This window comes from Mesorhizobium sp. M1A.T.Ca.IN.004.03.1.1, from assembly GCF_003997555.1.
Lineage (GTDB): Bacteria > Pseudomonadota > Alphaproteobacteria > Rhizobiales > Rhizobiaceae > Mesorhizobium.
This window is the reverse complement of sequence record NZ_RZTV01000990.1, coordinates 1-241: the sequence shown is the minus strand read 5'-3', so window position 1 is coordinate 241 and position 241 is coordinate 1. Positions and strand designations below refer to the sequence as shown.

The 241-nt window shown below is 62.7% G+C and carries 1 protein-coding gene; it reads right to left on the bottom strand.

Features of this window, described 5'->3' with window-relative positions; genetic code table 11:
* Window positions 1-241 (bottom strand): ABC transporter permease subunit (locus EOD29_RS34645; protein WP_164764083.1); only part of this gene is annotated, 241 nt, incomplete at both ends.

The window sequence follows — 241 nt, the reverse complement described above, 5'->3', positions numbered from 1 at the left end:
CGAGATTGTTCAGGATCAGCAGCAGCACGATGACCGGGATCGAGCGCAGCAGCCAGATATAGCCCCAGGAAAGGCCGGAGAGCAGCGGCGACTTGGAAACGCGGGCGAGCGCCAGAGCCGTTCCGAGGATGGAGCCGGATATGGCGGCAAGCACGGTCAAAAGCAGCGTCCTCCCGAGACCGACGAGCACTGGTTCGGCAAAGAACCATTCGGCAAAGACGCCCCAACCCCAGCGCGGATT